Here is an 18,021-nt window from a genome sequence, read left to right as displayed (position 1 = left end):
ATCTCACTTCACCGTTGAATCCAGCCCCTCAGTCGATGCCGAGCTTCTTCAACTTGTAGCGCAGCGCGCGGAACGTGATGCCGAGTTTTCTGGCGGCGGCGGTCTTGTTGTAGCGGGACTCTTCCAGCGCCTTGACGATGGCGGTGCGCTCGAGATTGCTGATGTAGTCGTCCAGGCCGCCATTCGCATCGGCCGTGGCCGCGAGCCCGGCGGCGACACTCTGCGGCTGCTCGGTGGTGGAAGCCGTGTCATGATTCTGGCGTGAGCTGCGTTGCGGCAGCATCAGGTCGATGGCATCGATGCTGGCGCCGTCGCACATCGCCATCGCGCGTTCGAGGATGTTTTCCAGCTCGCGCACATTGCCAGGGAAGTCGTATGCCTCCAGTGCCTGGCGCGCGTCTGGCAGCAGTTGCCCGATGCCGTCGCCGCTCTTGCTGGCAAGCGACTGCAGGATGAAGGCGGCGAGCTGGGGCACGTCGCCGCGACGCTCGCGCAACGGCGGCACGCGCAGCTCGATCACGTTGATGCGATAGAACAGATCCTGCCGGAACTGACCCTGCTCGACCAGCTGGCCGAGGTTTTTGTGCGTGGCGGAAAGAATCCGCACATCCACCGGAATTTCGTCGCGGCCACCGATCGGCCGTACCGCCTTTTCCTGGATCGCGCGCAGCAGTTTCACCTGCATGTGCAGCGGCAATTCGGCGACTTCATCGAGGAAAAGCGTGCCGCCCTGGGCGACCTGGAACAAGCCTTCCTTGTCGGCGCCGGCACCAGTGAAACTGCCCTTGCGGTGGCCGAAGAATTCGCTTTCCATCAGCTCCGACGGAATCGCGCCGCAGTTGACCGGCACAAACGGGCCGCTCGCCCGGGGGCCTTGTTCGTGGATCAATCGGGCTACCAGCTCCTTGCCCACACCCGATTCGCCGGCGATATATACCGGCGCCTGATTGCGCGCCAGCTTGCCGATGGTGGCGCGTACTTGCTGCATGGCCGGCGAGTCGCCGATCAGGCGTTCGCTGGAGTCGCCAGTTTTCGCCGCCGCGCCTCCGTTGCGCTTCTCTTCGGCCAGTCGCAAGGCGGTGCGCACCAGCCCGCGCAGCATCTGGATATCCACCGGCTTGGAGACGAAATCGAACGCGCCGGCCTTCAGGGCATTCACCGCGGCATCGACATTGCCGTAGGCGGTGATCATGGCAACGGGGGTATCCGGGCTGGTGCTGGCGATCAGTTCGATGATCTCCTGGCCACTGCCGTCGGGTAGCCGCATGTCGGTGAAACACAGGTCGTAGCTGCGTTCGGCCAGGGCGCGGCGTGCATCGGCCACGGTGCCCACAGCGTCAACCTGCAAATCCATCCGACCGAGCGTGATGGTCAGCAGTTCCCGGATGTCGCGTTCATCGTCGATGACCAGAACGGTCTGTGAAGTCATGGGCTTCTTTGGCGATTGAGAATGGATGCAGGTTACTAGGGCGGGCCAAAAGGTCAACGCGTGCTGGCTTGGGCCACTTCCACCGGGTCGGCAGGACTGCGTGCCGGCGGCGTCAGCACCAGCCGGAAGCAGCTTCCACCACCGGCCACCCGCACATATTCCAGCGCGGCCTGATTGGACTCGCTCATCTGGCGGGCCAGGTACAGGCCCAGCCCGGTCCCGTATTCGTGGGTGGTATAGAACGGTTCGAAAATTTGTGCGGCCACCTTCGGCGCGATGCCGGGGCCGCGGTCGATCACTTCCAGGATGGGCACCCCGTGTTCGCCCTGTCGGGTCACTACCATCACCCGCGCGGGTTCGCCCGGCATGCGGCCGTAGCGCAGCGCGTTTTGCACCAGGTTCCACACCACCTGCTGCAGTTGCTGTGGGTCGGCCACAGCCGCTACCGGAGGGCCATTGCTGGCAATGACCCGCAGCGAGTCGGCGCCAAGATCGTTGCCCTGGCTATATTCCTCGACGAAACCCTGCGCCCACTTGCCGAGGTCGAGCGTTTCCGGCCGCGAGCGCTCGCGCCGCGACAACTGCAGGATGTTCTCGATGATCTCGTTGAGCCGGATGCAGTGGTTGTTGATGATTTCGACCATGCGCTGGTCGGTGCTGTCCATGCTTTTCGACTCGGCCAGCAATTGTGCTGAATAGCGGATCGCCGCCAGAGGGTTGCGGATCTCATGAGCGATCGACGCCGACAGGCGGCCGAGCGAGGTGAGCGTGAGCTCTTCGGCGCGGCGCGACAGCAGCGACGTATCGTCGAGAAAGATCAGCACGTGCGAGTCGTCGTTCGGCGCCAGGCGGGTGAAGCGAGGCACAACCTCGGGCACCCCGTCGGCGAGCTGGGTGGCGGTTTCGTCCAGCTTTCCGGAGGTCATCCAGTGGTATAGCCGGCGCGACAATTCCGGCGCCAGCTGGCCCAGGTCGCGCTGATCGGCGCCGGGGTTGCCCAGCAGCATCCACGCCGACTCGTTGATCTGGTGGATGCGGTTGGCGTCGTCTACCAGCAGCACGCCGGTCTTCATGCGGCGGATGATCAGTTCATTGACCTGGGACAGGTTCGCCAGATCGGTGCTGCGCTGCTCGGCCAAGGCTTCGGTGGCGCGCAACTGGCGGCCCAGCACATGGCATAACGTGGTGCTGGCGAAATAGGCCAGCCCGAACAGGGCCGCTTCAAGCAGGTCCCGATCACCTGGCCCGCCCCGTGACCTCTCGAAAAAGGTATGCCCCAGGATGCCCAGCGTGGCTAGCGCGGCAAAAAAGCTCGAAAGCCGCAGCGGCAGGATCAGCGCGCCGGCGCTCAGGTTCACCGCCAGCATCATCGCGATGCCGATATGCGCGTCGGGCATCGCCGTAATCGACAGCACGGCGGCGGCAATGTCCACGATCAAGGCCGCGGACACCGCCACGTTGACATATTCCATGCTGCGCCGATTCAGCATCAGCGAGATCAGCGCAAACAGCAGGTAGGCCGAAGTGATGCTGCGGGCGAAGTCCGGTGTCCCCAAGGTGGGCCAGCCCAGTCCTTCCGGACTGAACGCCAGACCAACATATACCAGCGCCTGCACCAGCCTGAAGACGTTGAGAAACGTCAGTTCATGGCGAATTGTCGCGGTTCGCGCAACGGGTGTGGACAAAAGTGGCGTGCTGGACACGTGGCGGGCACTCCTTGGCGGTTTCGCGCGAGTATAGACGGGCGGCTCGCCGCTGCGGCGGCAGTGCGGCACAGTGCATGAAAGCCGACCCGCCAGGCGGTCAAAACACGCCGCTCTTTCCATTGCCGCCCGCTTCCGCGAAAATAGGCGGCCGTATTGCGCGGTTTTTGCCAGTTTGTGTGGCATGCGCACTGCATCCCGGCAGCGCGTCACTCCGCCGTCCGACTTCTTGACCCACGCAGTGAATGCGTGCGGCCGCCACGTTTTCCGTTCGCTCGAGGTATCGAATGAATTTCCACGAATACCAGGCCAAAGAACTGTTCGCGCAGTACGGCATCGCCGTACCGCCGGGCAAGGTTGCCAATTCCCCCGATGCCGCCGTCGATGCTGCCAAGCATCTCGGTGGCTCGCAGTGGATGGTCAAAGCACAGATCCATGCCGGCGGCCGCGGCAAGGCTGGCGGCGTAAAGTTCTGCAAGAGCTTCGACGACGTCCGCGCTGCAGCCAAGGGCATGCTGGGCACCCATATGGCCACCTACCAGACTGCCGGCCGCGCGCTGCCGGTGAACCTGGTGCTGGTCACCGACGCGACCAATATTGCCCGTGAGCTGTACCTGTCGATCCTGGTCGACCGCGACAGCAAGGCGATCTCGTTCATCGCCTCCAAGCACGGCGGCGTGGACATCGAGCAGGTCGCCAAGGACACGCCCGAAGACATCCACACGATCGTGATCGACTTCGTCGAAGGCCTGCAGCCGTACCAGTGCCGCCAGCTTGGCTTCGCGATGGATCTCAACGCCAAGCAGGTCGGTCAGCTGACCAAGATCATGCTGGGCCTGTACAAGCTGTTCAACGAACAGGATCTGGCGCTGGTCGAGTTGAATCCGCTGGCTGTGCTGGAAGACGGCAACCTCGCCGCGCTCGACGGCAAGGTGGACTCCGACGACAACGCCGAATTCCGTCATCCAAACCTGGCCGCGATGCGCGACCTGACCCAGGAAGACGCCGCTGAAGCGGCAGCCGTGCAGTACAACCTCAACTACGTGACGATGGACGGCACCATCGGCTGCATGGTCAACGGCGCCGGTCTGGCGATGGCCACGATGGACGTGATCAAGCTGGCAGGCGGCGAGCCGGCCAACTTCCTCGACGTCGGCGGTGGCGCCACCAAGGAGCGCGTCACCGAGGCGTTCAAGTTGATCCTCTCCTCGGACAAGGTGCGTTGCATCCTGGTCAACATCTTTGGCGGCATCGTGCGCTGCGACCTGATCGCCGAGGGCATCATCGCCGCGGTCAAGGAAGTGGGCCTGAAGATCCCCGTGGTGGTGCGCCTGCAGGGCACCAATGTCGAGAAGGGCCGCGAATTGCTGGCCAACTCCGGTCTGGCGATCACGCCGGCCGACGATCTCAACGACGCGGCGCAGAAAGCCGTGGCTGCGGCCAAGGTTTAAGGAGCAATCGAATGAGCGTTCTCGTCAACAAAAACACCAAGGTCCTCGTGCAGGGCTTCACCGGCCAGCAGGGCACCTTCCACGCCGAACAGGCGATCGCTTACGGCACCAAGGTGGTCGGCGGCGTGACCCCGGGCAAGGGTGGCAGTGAGCACATCGGCCTGCCGGTCTTCAACAGCGTGTCCGAAGCGGTCGACGAAACCGGCGCCGATGCGTCGGTGATCTTCGTGCCGCCGCCGTTCGCGGCCGACTCGATCCTCGAGGCGATCGATGCGGGCATCCGCGTCATCGTGGCGATCACCGAGGGCATCCCGGTACTCGACATGCTGCGCGTGAAGAACGTGCTGCAGCAGCATCCGGAAATTGTGCTGATCGGGCCGAACTGCCCCGGCATCATCACCCCGGGCGAGTGCAAGATCGGCATCATGCCGGGCCACATTCACATGCCGGGCAAGGTCGGTATCGTGTCGCGTTCCGGCACGCTGACCTATGAGGCTGTGTTCCAGACCACCAACGAAGGCCTGGGCCAGTCGACCTGCATCGGCATCGGCGGCGACCCGATCAACGGCCTCAGCTTCATCGACTGCCTGAAGCTGTTCCAGGACGATCCGCAGACCGAAGGCATCATCATGGTCGGCGAAATCGGCGGCAGCGCCGAGGAAGACGCCGCCGAGTTCATCGGCGAGTACGTCAAGAAGCCGGTGGTGTCGTTTATCGCCGGTGCTTCGGCTCCGGCCGGCAAGCGCATGGGCCATGCGGGCGCGATCATCTCCGGTGGCAAGGGCACCGCAGCGGCGAAGTTCGCTGCGCTGGAAAAGGCTGGCGTCACCACGGTGAAGTCGCCGGCCGATCTGGGCAAGACGCTTGCCAAATTAATGAAGTAACCGAGCCTCTCGGCGCTAAAATGCGAAGGCCGCGACTCGTCGCGGCCTTCGCTGTATCTGGAGCTTCAGTTCATGGCAAATCTGCGTCTGGCGCTAGCCCAGTTCGATTTCGCGGTTGGTGCGGTGGCGGCGAATGCTGCCAGGGTCGGTGATTTGATCGCGCAAGCGTGTACCGGTGGCGCCGACCTGGTGGTGTTTCCGGAGCTGACCCTGAGCGGCTATCCGCCGGAAGATCTGCTGCTGCGGCCGAGCTTCCTTGCTGCTTGTGAGAGCGAGCTGGCCGCGCTGGCTACCGCCACCGATGGCGTCGCCGCGCTGGTCGGCCATCCGCACAGCGAGGGCGAGGTGTACAACGCGGCCAGCCTGTTGCGCGACGGTCGCATCGAGGTGACTGCGCACAAACAGGCACTGCCGAACTATGGCGTGTTTGACGACAAGCGCTATTTTCGTGCCGGCCATGAGACGGTCACCGTGATGATCGCAGGCGTGCGCGTTGGTTTGCTCATTTGCGAAGACGTATGGCGGCCCGAGCCGGCGGCGCAGGCCGCTGCCGCAGGTGCCGAGCTGATCGTGGTGATCAATGCCTCACCATGGGACGCGGCCAAGCACACCGAACGCGAGGCAGCGCTGACTGCACGGGCGCGCGAAACCGGTTGTGCCTTTGCTTATCTCAATCTCGTCGGTGGCCAGGACGAAGTGGTTTATGACGGTGCCTCGATGCTGGTCAACGGCGATGGCTCGATCGCCGCACGTGCAGCGGCTTTCGTCGATGCGCTGCTGTGGGTAGAGTTCGATGCCGCCACGCGCCGGTTGCATGCGCAGAGCTGGCCGGTTGCCGTAGACAGCTCGATCGAGGCGACGCTTTACGCGGCGCTGGTGCGTGGGACGCGAGACTACATCGACAAGAACGGTTTCGGTGGCGTGCTGCTGGGACTGTCCGGTGGTATCGATTCGGCGCTGACGCTAGCGCTGGCAGTCGATGCGCTGGGCGCTGAACGCGTCACCGCGGCGATGATGCCGACGCGCTACACCTCACAGCTGTCGCTCGACGGTGCGCGGGCACAGGCCGAACAGCTCGGTGTGGACTATCACATCATCTCGATCGAGCAGACCTACGAGTCTTTCATCACGGCACTCACGCCGGCGTTCGCCGGCAAGCCGGCGGACACCACCGAAGAAAACCTGCAGTCGCGCACGCGTGGCGTGATGTTGATGGCACTGTCCAACAAGCACGGCCGACTGCTGCTGGCGACCGGCAACAAGAGCGAGATGGCGGTCGGCTACGCCACCCTTTACGGCGACATGTGCGGCGCCTACGCGCCATTGAAGGACGTCTACAAGACCGTGGTGTACCAGCTGTCGCGGTGGCGCAACGCACACGCCGCGCTGGCCGGCGAGGGCGACGTGATTCCTATCGCGGTGATCGAACGACCTCCGTCGGCTGAATTGCGCGACAACCAGACCGATCAGGATTCGTTGCCGCCGTACGACGAACTGGACGCGATCCTTGCGCGCTTCATCGAGGGCGAACAGTCGCAGGCAGAGATAGCCGCGCAAGGATTCCACGCCGATACTGTACGCCGCGTGGTGCGGCTGGTACTGCTGAACGAGTTCAAGCGGCGGCAGTCGGCACCCGGGCCGCGCGTGACCACCCGCGCGTTCGGGCGCGAGCGGCGCTACCCGATAACCTCGGGCTGGCGTTGAGCCTCGACGAGCAGCTCTTGTGGGAGCGACTTCAGTCGCGATGCTTCTCGGCGCCATGCGGAAAGGAGCATCGCGACTGAAGTCGCTCCCACAGGCTCTCCCGCAGGTTTTCGCACTTGGGGTGCCGCCCACAAAAAAGGCCGGCGATCACTCGCCGGCCTTTCTACTTTCAGACTACAGATCGATCAATTATGACCCGAGAACGGCACCATCTTGCGCAACGTGGAAGGCGCGTGCGGCCACTTGGGGTCGGTCAGATAAGGATGGTTCGGGTAGTTCAGCGCCAGCACCTGGCGGGCCTGGTCGGACAGTTCCTTGTGACCCAGTGACAGATAATTGCGCGCGAGCAGGGCCAGCGCGTCGCCCGTCTGAGGTGCCTGCTGGTAGTGCTCGATCACGTACTGTGCGCGGTCGGCCGAGGCAACATAGGCCTCGTTGCGCAGATAGAACTCGGCCACGTTGATCTCGTACTGCGCCAACGTGTTGCGCAGGAAGATCATGCGCTGACGTCCATCAGCGGTGTAGGCGCTGTCGGGGAAGCGACGTGCCAGTTCCGAGAAATCATCAAACGACTGCAGGTTGTAGCCCTGGTCGCGGCGATCCTGCGCGGTTTCACGATAGACATAGCGCTCGAGCATGCCGCTGGTGCGATCAAAATTGATCAGGCCGCGCAGGTAGAAGGCATAATCAACGTGTTTGTTGGCCGGATACGTCTTGATGAAGCGGTTGACAGTCGAATACGCCTCTTCCAGCTGGTTGTCCTTGTACTGCGAATAGGCCATGTCAAGCTGGGCCTGTTCGTTGTACGGACCCGATGGAAAACGTGCGATCAGGCGCTGGTAAGCCTTGGTCGCGCCGGCATAGTCGGAGTTCTCCAGCGAGTCGTGCGCCTTGGTGTACAGCGCGTCCACCGGCAAGGTGTCGAGGGTGTCGCGTTTGTGGCTAAAAATGGAGCAGGCACTCATCGACATGACGAGCGCGAGTACGGCGAGCACTTTCAAGGCGGGCAATTTGAACATCGGCAACTTGGGCAAGCCCATAGATAGGCGCATAGGGAAGAATTCAGATGTTTGATCGAAAAGACATGATAGCCGAAACCGGCCGATGCCCGCGGAGCCAGGCATGACCACGATTCGGCACGAGGCGGTAGTGCCGCTGACAGCCGCAGGACGCAGGTTCGACCAGGCTTTGGCCGAGATGTTCCCGGACTATTCGCGTTCCCGGCTCAGCGGATGGATCAAGTCCGGCGCGGTGACGCTGGATGGCGCCCAGGCTCCACCACGCCAGTTGCTGCGTGGCGGTGAGCAGGTGCTGCTGCAGGTTCAGCTGGAAACCGAGGTATCCAGCACGCCGGAGGCCATTGCGCTGGACATCGTGTACGAGGATGAGCACCTGCTGGTGCTGAACAAACCCGCTGGGCTGGTGGTGCACCCGGGCGCCGGCAACCCTGCCGGTACCTTGCTGAATGCCTTGCTTCATCACGATCCGAAGCTGGCCGAGCTGCCGCGTGCCGGCATCGTGCACCGGCTGGACAAGGAGACCTCGGGGCTGATGGTGGTGGCCAGGACACTGCCGGCGTATACCGCGCTGGTCGATCTGCTGTCGCGGCACGAAGTGGAGCGCCAGTACGAGGCGGTGGTGCTGGGCACGATGGTGGCCGGCGGCACGGTGGATGCGCCGATCGGCCGCAGCATGGGCGACCGTCTGCGCCAGGCGGTACGTGACGAGGAAGACGGCAAGCGCGCGGTGACCCATTACCGGCTGCGCGAGCGCTTCCGGGCGCACAGCTTGCTGCAATGCCAGCTGGAGACCGGCCGTACTCATCAGATCCGCGTGCATATGGCGCACATAAACCATCCGCTGCTCGGTGATCCGTTGTACGGCGGCGGCCTGAAATTACCCAAGGGTGCCTCGCCCGAACTGATCGCCGAGCTGCGCGGATTTCGTCGACAGGCGCTGCATGCCGAGCGATTGTCGTTTGTGCATCCGATCAGTGGCGAGACACTGTCGTTCAACGCCGAACGGCCGGCCGATCAAGAGCAGCTGATCGTGGCCTTGCGCGCCGATCTGGCCGCTCATGGCGCCGACGACTATTGACGTTCTCCAACGAAGCCGCCGCCCATGTTTGATACATCCCGCCTGACCGATAGCTGGATTTTCCCCGACTGGCCGGCTGCGTCGCGGGTGCACGCGGCCGTGACGACCCGTCACGGGCCGGGTGTGTCGGCGCTCCCGTTTGAGCGCTTCAACCTCGGCCTGCGCAGTGGCGATGCGGTCGATGCCGTCGTTGCCAACCGCGGCGCGTTGCAGCAGGCATTGGCCCTGCCGGCCGCGCCGCGCTGGCTGCGTCAGGTGCACGGGACCACCGTGGCCGATCTGGGGCCGTTACCAAGTCCGGAGGAGCCACAGGCGGACGCTGCGGTGTCGCATATATCCGGCACCGTGCTGGCGATCCTCACCGCCGATTGCCTGCCGGTACTGTTCTGCGCCACCGATGGCAGCGAGATCGGTGCCGCGCATGCAGGCTGGCGCGGTCTGGCCGGTGGTGTGCTGGAGGCGACGCTAGCCCAGTTGCATACGCCGCGCGAACGGCTGCTGGCATGGTTGGGGCCGTGCATCGGTGCGGCTTCCTATGAGGTGGGTGAAGAGGTGCGCGCGGCCTTTGTCGATCGCGACGCAGCGGCGGCCGACTGCTTCGTGCCGACCCGGCCGGGCCATTGGCGCTGCAATCTTGCAGCGCTGGCACGGCTGCGCCTGACCGCAGCGGGGGTCAACCACATCCATGGCTGCGGCCTGGATACCCTGACCGACCCACGCTTCTATTCGTATCGCCGTGAAGGCGCGCGCAGCGGCCGCTTCGCGAGCCTGATCTGGCTTGCCGATAGCTGAGCTGCAGGAGCACGAATGGCCGTTGTGGGAGCGACTTCAGTCGCGATGCCCTTGCCTGGCCCGAAGCAAGAGCGTCGCGACTGAAGTCGCTCCCACAGGGGTTCTCTCGCATGGGGGTTCTCTCCCATAGGGGTTCTCCCGCATGGGGAGGAGCTCTTGCCATGGTCGTCCGTTGGGCCCGCGCTTGCTTGAATCGTCCAGCCACTGTCCGCATCTCTGCGGGCAGTGGCGGTGTGTTTGCCAGAATCCTTTTCACCTCTCGCGGGGGATCATTCATGCGAATGGACAAACTTACGTCGCGTTTCCAGCAGTCGCTGGCCGACGCGCAGTCGCTGGCCGTGGGGCGCGACAACAACATCCTCGAACCGGCGCACGTCATGGCGGCGCTGCTTGATCAGCAGGGCGGTTCCACGGGGCCGCTGCTGACCCAGGCGCAGGTCAATGTGCCGGCGCTGCGTCAGCGCATCAACGCCTTGCTCGATCGGCTACCGAAGGTCAGCGGACAAGAAGGCAACATCCACGCGGGCAACGAGCTGACCCGCCTGCTCAACCTCACCGACAAGTTGGCGCAGCAGCGCGGCGATCAATTCATTGCCAGTGAGCTGTTCGTGCTGGCGGCATTGGAGGACAAAGGTGAGCTGGGCGCGGCGCTGAAAGCAGCGGGTGCAACGAAGACTCATCTTGAAGCGGCCATCGAGAAACTGCGCGGTGGCGAGAAAGTGCAAAGTGAGAACGCCGAGGAGCAGCGCCAGGCGCTGGAGAAGTACTGCATCGACCTGACCGCTCGCGCCGAGAGCGGCAAGCTCGATCCGGTGATTGGCCGCGATGAGGAAATTCGCCGCACCATCCAGGTGCTGCAGCGGCGCACCAAGAACAACCCGGTGCTGATCGGCGAACCCGGCGTAGGCAAGACCGCGATTGTCGAGGGGCTCGCCCAGCGCATCATCAAGGGCGAAGTGCCCGAAGGCTTGCGCGATCGCCGCGTGCTCGCGCTGGACATGGGTGCGCTGATCGCCGGCGCGAAGTTCCGTGGTGAATTCGAAGAGCGCCTCAAGGCCGTACTCAGCGACCTGTCCAAGCAGGAAGGCCGGGTGATCCTGTTCATCGACGAACTGCATACCGTGGTCGGTGCCGGCAAGGCGGATGGCGCGATGGATGCCGGCAACATGCTCAAGCCTGCGCTGGCGCGCGGTGAGCTGCACTGCATCGGTGCCACCACGCTGGACGAATACCGCAAGTACATCGAGAAGGACGCCGCGCTGGAACGTCGTTTCCAGAAAGTGTTCGTGGGCGAGCCGAGCGTCGAAGACACCATCGCGATCCTGCGTGGCTTGAAGGAACGCTACGCCGTGCACCACGGCGTCGAGATCACTGATCCGGCGATCGTTGCTGCGGCCACGTTGTCGAACCGCTATATCACCGACCGTCAACTGCCGGACAAGGCGATCGACCTGATGGACGAGGCGGCGAGCCGCATCCGCATGGAGATCGATTCCAAGCCGGAAGAACTCGATCGTCTGGAGCGCCGGCTGATCCAGTTGAAGATCCAGCGCGAGATGCTGAAGAAGGAGAAGGACGACGCCAGCAAACAGCGCCTCGCCGATCTGGAAACCGATATCGAAAAACTCGGGCGCGAGTTCTCCGACCTCAACGAAATCTGGAAGTCGGAGAAGGCCACGCTACAAGGCGCGACCAAGGTGAAGGAGCAGATCGAGCAGGCGCGGCAGGATCTGGAAACCGCGCAGCGCGGGCAGGACTACGCAAAGATGAGCGAGATTCAGTACGGCCGCCTGCCGGAACTGGAGAAGCAGCTTGCCGCCGCACAGGCCGCCGAGACGCAGGATTTCAAACTGCTGCAGGACAAGGTTACCGAAGAGGAGATCGCCGAGGTGGTGGCGCGCTGGACCGGTATTCCGGTCGCCAAGATGCTTGAGGGCGAGCGCGAGAAACTGCTGCACATGGAAGACGATCTGCATCGCCGCGTGGTAGGTCAGGACGAGGCCGTGCGCGCCGTGTCCGATGCGATCCGTCGTGCCCGTGCCGGCTTGTCCGATCCGAACCGACCCAGTGGCTCGTTCCTGTTCCTGGGGCCCACCGGCGTCGGCAAGACCGAGCTGTGCAAGGCGCTGGCCGAATTCATGTTCGACACCACCGATGCGATGGTGCGCATCGACATGAGCGAATTCATGGAGAAGCATTCGGTGAGCCGACTGATCGGCGCGCCGCCGGGCTATGTCGGTTACGAGGAAGGTGGTTACCTCACTGAGGCTGTGCGTCGTCGGCCGTACAGCGTGATCCTGCTGGACGAGGTGGAGAAGGCGCATCCGGACGTGTTCAATATCCTGCTGCAGGTGCTCGACGATGGGCGTCTGACCGATGGGCAGGGTCGCACGGTGGATTTCCGCAACACCGTGATCGTGATGACATCGAACCTGGGCTCCAACCTGATTCAGGAGCAAGCCGGTGACTCCGAAGCGGATTACATGCAGATGAAGGCCTCGGTGCTGGCGGTGGTGCAGGGGCACTTCCGTCCCGAGTTCATCAACCGGCTCGATGAGCTGGTGGTGTTCCGCCCGTTGGACAAGAAGCAGATTCGGGCTATCGCGAGGATCCAGTTGACCTACCTGGAAAAGCGTCTGGCCGAGCGTCAGCTCAAGCTGGAAGTCAGCGACGATGCACTGGCATTGCTGGGCAATGCCGGGTTCGATCCGGTGTATGGAGCACGTCCGCTGAAGCGGGCGATCCAGCAACAGCTGGAGAATCCGCTGGCGAAGGAGATCCTCGAAGGTCGCTATGCGCCGGGCGCGGTGATCCGGGTGGCGGCGGCTGGCGGACATCTAGTCTTTAGCCAGCACTGATCCATCGCAGGCATGAGAAAAATCTTGGTGAGCACCGAGGGCTGAATCGCGGTGTTCGCCAACCTTCCGTTGAAATCCCCCCGAACGGGCCGATAATGGGGAGTTGCCAACCTGGAGTTGGCTGGAAAGTCTGGAACCTACATGCCCATTTACGAATTCGAATGCAGCGGTTGCGGCCACCGTTTCGACCGTCTGCAGAAACTGTCCGACACGGATCCCACGGTCTGCCCGGCCTGTGATGCGCCGCACTTGCGGCGGATGGTCAGCGCGCCGTCGTTCCGCCTGGCCGGCAGCGGCTGGTACGAGACCGATTTCAAGAAGGACGGCGACAAGAAACGCAACCTGGCCGGGGACGCCGGTGGCAGCGGTAGCGTAAGTGCCGCACCAGCCGACAAGGCCGCCGCGACAGCTGCGCCACCGGCAGCGACGCCGGCACCTGCCGCGGCCCCAAGTACATCCAGCAAGAGCGATTGAAGGCGGCGGGGCGTCTGACCATCGTGGTCGGATGCAGCAGTGGTAACATTCCGGGTCTTTTCCATCTGTTTCAGCCGCCCTGCGGCCCGGAGTTCCAAGCGCATGCGCACGCATTACTGCGGCCTCATCGATGAGGCGCTGATCGGCCAGACCGTCACCTTGTGTGGCTGGGTCAACACCCTTCGCCTGCAAAGTCACGTCGCGTTTGTCGACCTGCGCGATCACGAAGGTCTTGCACAGGTAGTGATCGAGCGCGACAACGCGGCGGCGTTCCTGGTGGCTGGCGAGATCGGCAACGAGTACTGCCTGCGCGTCACCGGCACGCTGCGCAAGCGACTGTCGGTCAACGACAAGCTGAAGACCGGGACGGTCGAGCTGCTCGCCGATACGGTGGAGATTCTCAACGCCGCGAAGGATCTGCCGTTCGCGCTGCACGAGAATCCGAACGAGGAGATGCGCCTGACGTATCGCTACCTCGACCTGCGCCGGCCGGAAATGCAGCAGATGATGCGCAAGCGCATCAAGCTGGTGCAGGCACTGCGCCGTTATCTCGACGAGCGTGGCTTCCAGGACGTCGAGACGCCGATCCTGACCAAGGCCACCCCCGAAGGTGCGCGCGATTACCTGGTGCCGAGCCGCGTGCACCCGGGCCAGTTCTATGCGCTGCCGCAGTCGCCGCAGCTGTTCAAGCAGATCCTGATGATGGCGGGTTTCGATCGCTACTATCAGATCGCGCGCTGCTTCCGTGACGAAGATTTGCGCGCCGACCGTCAGCCGGAATTTACCCAGCTCGACCTCGAGTTTGCGTTCGTCGAAGAGCACGACGTGCAGGATTTCGTGGAAGAACTCATCCGCCATGTATTCCGCGAAGTGCAGGGCGTCGAACTCGATGCGACGTTCCCGCGCATGACCTGGGCCGAGGCCATGCGTCGCTTCGGTTCGGACAAGCCCGACCTGCGTATCGCGCTGGAGCTGATCGACATCGCCGATGCGGTGAAGCATGTCGAGTTCAAGGTATTTGCCGAGCCGGCCAACGACCCGAACGGTCGCGTCGCCGCGCTGCGCCTGCCCGGTGGCAGCACGCTCAGCCGCAAGGACATCGATGGGCTGACCGAATACGTTTCGCGTTACGGCGCGAAGGGTCTGGCCTGGTTGCGTATCGACGATCTGGCCAAGGGCCGCGAAGGCATCAATTCGCCGGTCGCGAAGTTCCTCGACGATGCGGCGCTGGACGGCATCCTCAAGGCCACCGGTGCGCAGAGTGGCGACATGCTGTTCTTCGGCGCTGGCAGCTGGAAGACGGTCACCGACTTCATGGGCGCCTTGCGGCTGAAGGTCGGCAAGGATCGTGGGCTGGTGGAGAACAGCTGGAAGCCGCTGTGGGTCACCGATTTCCCGATGTTCGAGTACGACGCCGAAGCGCAACGTTACGTGGCCCTGCATCATCCGTTTACGGCCCCGAAAGTCGACGATGCGGCCCAGCTGCGTGCCGATCCGGCGAATGCCGTGAGCCGTGGCTACGACATGGTTCTGAACGGCAACGAGATCGGGGGTGGTTCGATCCGTATCCATCGCCCGGATATGCAGAGCACGGTCTTTGAGCTGCTCGGTATCGGCGCGGCAGAGGCCGACGCGAAGTTCGGCTTCCTGTTGAAGGCGCTGAAATTCGGCGCGCCGCCGCACGGCGGTCTCGCGTTCGGCATCGATCGCATCGCGGCGCTGATGGCGGGCACCGAATCGATCCGCGACGTGATCGCGTTCCCCAAGACCACCAGCGCACAAGATCTGATGACCGATGCACCGTCGATGATCGTGCCGGCACAGTTGAAGGAGCTGCACGTGCAGGTGCTGGCCAGTGACGCGCCTGCCGCGTGACAGCAGGTGGGTTGACCGGGTCTCGGCCCTGGTCAAGTTGAACGTTGTTGCTCGCGGGAGTCTTGCCGTTTCCTCCACTTCGCCTCAGGTCTCATTGGCATCATGTCCGATCATGTGATCCTGCTGCACGGCCTGTGGATGCGCGGTTTCGCGCTGGCCATGTTGCATCGGCGTCTGATAGAAGACGGCTTTCGCGTGCATCGCTTCGACTACCTGAGCGTGGCGGCCACCCAGCAACGCATCCTGGATCGGCTGCAGGCGCGCATGGATGAGCTGGCAGCGGAAGCCGACGCGGTGCATCTGGTTGGCCACAGCCTTGGAGGATTGCTGGCGTTGCGCGCCTGTCTCGAAGCGCGCGAATTGCCGCAGGGGCGCATCGTCTGCCTCGGTTCACCAGTGAAGGGCAGCGCCGCGGCGCGCGGTTTTGCCGGCTGGGGTCGCGGCGGTGAGGTCTTGCTGGGTCACAATCGTGAGCTGCTGCAGCAAGGGTTTGAACGCTGGGACGGGCCGCGCGAGGTAGGCATGATCGCCGGCTGCATGCCGTTGGGCCTGGGCGCCGTGCTGGGCCATTTCGAGGGCCAACATGACGGTACCGTGGCGGTGGACGAGACCCGGCTACCGGGGCTGGCCGATCATTGCGTGGTCGAGGCCAACCACACCGGACTGCTGTTTTCGGTCGATGTGGCGCGACAGGTGGGGCAATTCCTGCGCAGCGGACAATTCACCCACGCCTAGCACAGGGCTACTGCTACAACCCGGCTGTTCGACGCGACCGGCACGCGAGTCGAAATCAGGTAAAATTGCCGGCTTATCAACCTGATTCACTGCAGGCATTGTCATGGGTAGAGGGCCGTCCATCGAAGGTCGCAAGAATGCCGAAGACGCCAAGCGCGCCAAGGTATTCACCAAACTGATCCGCGAGATCACCGTGGCGACGCGCGCCGGGGTGGCCGATCCGGCCAGCAATTCGCGGTTGCGCGCGGCAGTGGACAAGGCGCTCTCGGCGAACATGACCAGGGACACCATCGAGCGCGCCATCAAGCGTGGCTCCGGTGCCGATGGCGGCGCCGATATGCAGGAACTTCGCTACGAAGGCTATGGTCCGGCCGGCATCGCGCTGATCATCGATTGCGTCACCGACAATCCGGTCCGCACGGTTGCCGATGTGCGCCACGCGTTGACCAAGCACGGCGGCAACCTGGGTACCAGTGGTTCGGTGGCGTTTCAGTTTCACCGCTGCGGCGAGCTGGTGTTCGCCACGGCTGGCGATGCCGGGCAAGAGGAGAAGATCCTCGAAGCCGCGCTGGATGCCGGTGCCGACGACGTAGTGAACGAGGGCGGCGAGAGCAGTGTGCTGTGCGCGCCGGACAGCTTTGAAACCGTGCAGAAGGCGCTGGCTGCCGCCGGCCTCAAGCCGTTGCGCGCCGAGGTGGTGATGCGCCCTGCCAATCGCGTGGCGATTCCCGCCGAGGCACAGGAGACGCTGCTCGATCTGATCGACTGGCTGGAAGAGCTCGACGACGTGCATGAGATCTATCACAACGCCGTGCTGCCAGCTGAGGCCCAACCGTAGGTTCGGTTCGGCGGGTTCGCCCGCCGCCGCATACGGCTTCCCATGACCTGTCGCCTGTCTCCATGACCCGAATTATCGGCATCGACCCGGGCAGCCAGCGGACCGGCGTGGGCATCATCGACGTGGACGCGTCAGGCAAGCTCACCCACGTCTTTCATGGCGCGTTGGCAGTGGCCTCGGAGGCTACCTTTCCGTTGCGTCTGAAACGCATTTTTGAAGAACTCTGTGACATCATCGCCGCCCATCAGCCGGTGGAATGCGGGATCGAGCGCGTGTTCATGGCGCGCAATCCCGATTCGGCGCTGAAACTGGGGCAGGCGCGCGGCGCCGCGATCTGTGCGGTAGTCAGTCGGGGGATCGTGGTGCACGAATACGCAGCAACCGAAGTAAAGCAGGCCGTGGTAGGTAGCGGCCGCAGCGACAAGACCCAGGTACAGCACATGATCGGCATCCTGCTCGGCCTCAAGGGTCCACTTCAGGCCGATGCCGCCGACGCACTGGCGATCGCGGTGACGCATGCGCATACACGCGCCAGCCTGGCTCGCGTGGGCATACCGCGAACTGCCTGGAGGCGAGGCCGATGATCGGTCGTCTGCGCGGCACCCTGATCTCCCGGCAGCCACCCTGGCTGCTGGTCGAAGTTGCTGGTGTCGGCTATGAGCTGGAAGCGCCGATGTCGACGATCTACGACCTGCCGGGGATCGGCAAGGAAGTGATCCTGCTCACCCATCATGCGGTGAAGGAAGACGGCGTGTCGCTGTACGGCTTTTTGCATGAAGCCGAGCGCGCGCTGTTCCGCAACCTGCTGAAGGTCAGCGGGATCGGCGCGAAGATCGCGCTGGCCGTGCTGTCCGGTGCTTCCGTCAATGATTTTTCGCGTCTGGTACATGCCGGTGACGTGGTCGCGCTGACCAAGATTCCCGGCATCGGCAAGAAGACCGCCGAACGTATCATTGTGGAATTGCGCGATCGCGTGGACGGCATTGGAGTGACTCTGCCGGGCACATCGGCGAGCCCCGGAGCACCGCTCGATCCGGCGGGCGAGGCCACGGTGGCGCTGCAACAGCTTGGGTACAAACCGGTCGAAGTAACGCGTCTGGTGCAAAAGGTTGCCGCCGCCGGCGACAGCGCCGAAACCATCATTCGCAAGGCGCTGCGCGCCGCACTCGGAGGTTGAATCC

Annotated in this window: 15 protein-coding genes; 12 read left to right on the top strand and 3 right to left on the bottom strand. The window is 63.7% G+C overall.

The annotated features are described in order from the left end of the window. Positions 1-28 precede the first annotated feature (28 nt). Together HDE77_RS03720 and HDE77_RS03715 are read right to left on the bottom strand one after the other, a co-directional pair. Positions 29-1,429 carry a sigma-54 dependent transcriptional regulator gene (locus tag HDE77_RS03720; protein ID WP_184415815.1) on the bottom strand — a complete coding sequence of 467 codons (1,401 nt, stop codon included), beginning with the start codon at positions 1,427-1,429 and terminating at the stop codon, positions 29-31. Between the two features lie 53 nt (positions 1,430-1,482). Further along, a complete protein-coding gene (locus tag HDE77_RS03715; protein ID WP_184415814.1) occupies positions 1,483-3,132 on the bottom strand; it encodes a HAMP domain-containing sensor histidine kinase in 1,650 nt (549 codons plus the stop codon). 245 nt (positions 3,133-3,377) lie between these two features. Between HDE77_RS03715 and sucC the strand changes: the two genes are divergently transcribed. From sucC to HDE77_RS03700, 3 genes are all read left to right on the top strand, one after another. Continuing rightward, positions 3,378-4,583 (top strand): ADP-forming succinate--CoA ligase subunit beta, encoded by a 1,206-nt coding sequence (gene sucC, locus HDE77_RS03710; protein WP_184415813.1) that lies wholly within the window; start codon positions 3,378-3,380, stop codon positions 4,581-4,583. A gap of 11 nt (positions 4,584-4,594) precedes the next feature. Continuing rightward, positions 4,595-5,467 (top strand): succinate--CoA ligase subunit alpha, encoded by an 873-nt coding sequence (sucD, locus tag HDE77_RS03705; RefSeq protein WP_184415812.1) that lies wholly within the window; start codon positions 4,595-4,597, stop codon positions 5,465-5,467. A gap of 72 nt (positions 5,468-5,539) precedes the next feature. Further along, on the top strand, positions 5,540-7,171 hold the full coding sequence (locus HDE77_RS03700) for an NAD+ synthase (RefSeq protein WP_184415811.1): 1,632 nt from the start codon (positions 5,540-5,542) through the stop codon (positions 7,169-7,171). A 185-nt stretch (positions 7,172-7,356) separates the two neighbouring features. Here HDE77_RS03700 and HDE77_RS03695 read toward each other — a convergent pair whose 3' ends face one another. Then, a complete protein-coding gene (locus HDE77_RS03695) occupies positions 7,357-8,190 on the bottom strand; it encodes an outer membrane protein assembly factor BamD (RefSeq protein WP_255482524.1) in 834 nt (277 codons plus the stop codon). Between the two features lie 103 nt (positions 8,191-8,293). On the opposite strand from HDE77_RS03695, the gene rluD reads away from it, so the two are divergent. The 9 genes from rluD (at position 8,294) to ruvA (ending at position 18,017) form a co-directional block, all read left to right on the top strand. Beyond that, the gene (rluD, locus tag HDE77_RS03690; protein ID WP_184415809.1) at positions 8,294-9,268 is read left to right on the top strand and encodes a 23S rRNA pseudouridine(1911/1915/1917) synthase RluD; all 975 of its coding nucleotides are present in this window, start codon (positions 8,294-8,296) and stop codon (positions 9,266-9,268) included. A gap of 24 nt (positions 9,269-9,292) precedes the next feature. Then, entirely contained in the window at positions 9,293-10,060 is a 768-nt protein-coding gene (gene pgeF / locus HDE77_RS03685; RefSeq protein WP_184415808.1) for a peptidoglycan editing factor PgeF, read from the top strand. Positions 10,061-10,335: 275 nt separating this feature from the next. Next, entirely contained in the window at positions 10,336-12,918 is a 2,583-nt protein-coding gene (gene clpB, locus HDE77_RS03680) for an ATP-dependent chaperone ClpB (protein ID WP_184415807.1), read from the top strand. Between the two features lie 141 nt (positions 12,919-13,059). Beyond that, positions 13,060-13,392, top strand: a complete 333-nt coding sequence (locus HDE77_RS03675; RefSeq protein ID WP_184415806.1) for a zinc ribbon domain-containing protein — start codon at positions 13,060-13,062, stop codon at positions 13,390-13,392. A gap of 102 nt (positions 13,393-13,494) precedes the next feature. Further along, positions 13,495-15,267 (top strand): aspartate--tRNA ligase, encoded by a 1,773-nt coding sequence (gene aspS / locus HDE77_RS03670; protein WP_184415805.1) that lies wholly within the window; start codon positions 13,495-13,497, stop codon positions 15,265-15,267. Between the two features lie 102 nt (positions 15,268-15,369). Next, entirely contained in the window at positions 15,370-16,002 is a 633-nt protein-coding gene (locus HDE77_RS03665) for an alpha/beta hydrolase (protein WP_184415804.1), read from the top strand. Positions 16,003-16,105: 103 nt separating this feature from the next. After that, complete coding sequence (locus tag HDE77_RS03660) at positions 16,106-16,840, top strand: YebC/PmpR family DNA-binding transcriptional regulator (protein WP_184415803.1); 735 nt, start codon at positions 16,106-16,108, stop codon at positions 16,838-16,840. A 62-nt stretch (positions 16,841-16,902) separates the two neighbouring features. Continuing rightward, entirely contained in the window at positions 16,903-17,424 is a 522-nt protein-coding gene (ruvC, locus tag HDE77_RS03655; RefSeq protein WP_184415802.1) for a crossover junction endodeoxyribonuclease RuvC, read from the top strand. Next, a complete protein-coding gene (gene ruvA / locus HDE77_RS03650; protein WP_184415801.1) occupies positions 17,421-18,017 on the top strand; it encodes a Holliday junction branch migration protein RuvA in 597 nt (198 codons plus the stop codon). The genes ruvC and ruvA overlap by 4 nt, the downstream gene beginning before the upstream one ends. Positions 18,018-18,021: the final 4 nt, after the last annotated feature.

Source organism: Rhodanobacter sp. MP7CTX1 (assembly GCF_014205795.1).
Lineage (GTDB): Bacteria > Pseudomonadota > Gammaproteobacteria > Xanthomonadales > Rhodanobacteraceae > Rhodanobacter.
Note: the sequence above shows the minus strand (reverse complement) of the source record. Positions and strands in the feature narration are given on the sequence as shown.